Raw genomic sequence first — 1354 nt, 5'->3', positions numbered from 1 at the left:
TTAGAGTGTTCCCAAGTAGCAGCGTACTCGTGGAATTCGCTGTGAATCTGGCGGGACCACCCGCTAAGCCTAAATACTCCCTGGTGACCGATAGCGGACTAGTACCGTGAGGGAAAGATGAAAAGTACCCCGGGAGGGGAGTGAAATAGTACCTGAAACCGTGTGCCTACAATCCGTCGGAGCCTTTAGGGGTGACGGCGTGCCTTTTGAAGAATGAGCCTGCGAGTTAGTGCTACGTGGCGAGGTTAACCCGTGTGGGGTAGCCGTAGCGAAAGCGAGTCTGAATAGGGCGCTTGAGTCGCGTGGTCTAGACCCGAAGCGGTGTGATCTAGCCATGGCCAGGGTGAAGCGCGGGTAAGACCGCGTGGAGGCCCGAACCCACCAGGGTTGAAAACCTGGGGGATGAGCTGTGGTTAGGGGTGAAAGGCCAATCAAACACCGTGATAGCTGGTTCTCCCCGAAATGCATTTAGGTGCAGCGTCGTGTGTTTCACCGCGGGGGTAGAGCACTGGATGGTCTAGGGGGCCCACAAGCTTACCGAAATCAACCAAACTCCGAATACCGTGGTGTGAGAGCGCGGCAGTGAGACTGCGGGGGATAAGCTTCGTAGTCGAGAGGGAAACAGCCCAGAACGCCAGCTAAGGCCCCTAAGTGTGTGCTAAGTGGGAAAGGATGTGGGGTCGCACAGACAGCCAGGAGGTTGGCTTAGAAGCAGCCACCCTTTAAAGAGTGCGTAATAGCTCACTGGTCAAGTGGTCCTGCGCCGACAATGTAGCGGGGCTTAAGCACACCGCCGAAGCTGTGTCATTTCAGCCTTGAGCTGGGATGGGTAGGGGAGCGTCGTGTAGCGGTTGAAGCGGCGGAGGAATCCAGCCGTGGACGCTATGCGAGTGAGAATGCAGGCATGAGTAGCGAAAGACGAGTGAGAAACTCGTCCGCCGGATGACCAAGGGTTCCTGGGCCAGGCTAATCCGCCCAGGGTAAGTCGGGACCTAAGGCGAGGCCGACAGGCGTAGTCGATGGACAACGGGTTGATATTCCCGTANGCGGAGGAATCCAGCCGTGGACGCTATGCGAGTGAGAATGCAGGCATGAGTAGCGAAAGACGAGTGAGAAACTCGTCCGCCGGATGACCAAGGGTTCCTGGGCCAGGCTAATCCGCCCAGGGTAAGTCGGGACCTAAGGCGAGGCCGACAGGCGTAGTCGATGGACAACGGGTTGATATTCCCGTACCCGTGTGAACGCGCCCATGATGAACCTTGTGATACTAACCGCCCGAAGCACCTCCAGAAATCCTTCGGGACTATGGGGACTGTGGAGCGCGGGACCTGAACTTGTAGTAGTCAAGCGATGG

1 rRNA gene is annotated in these 1354 nt (G+C 57.4%); it reads left to right on the top strand.

Annotated elements, in window-relative coordinates:
- Positions 1-1354 (top strand): 23S ribosomal RNA (locus LFM09_RS50035); the annotation flags it as partial.

The organism is Lentzea alba, assembly GCF_047445655.1.
Lineage (GTDB): Bacteria > Actinomycetota > Actinomycetes > Mycobacteriales > Pseudonocardiaceae > Lentzea > Lentzea alba_A.
Note: the sequence above shows the minus strand (reverse complement) of the source record. Positions and strands in the feature narration are given on the sequence as shown.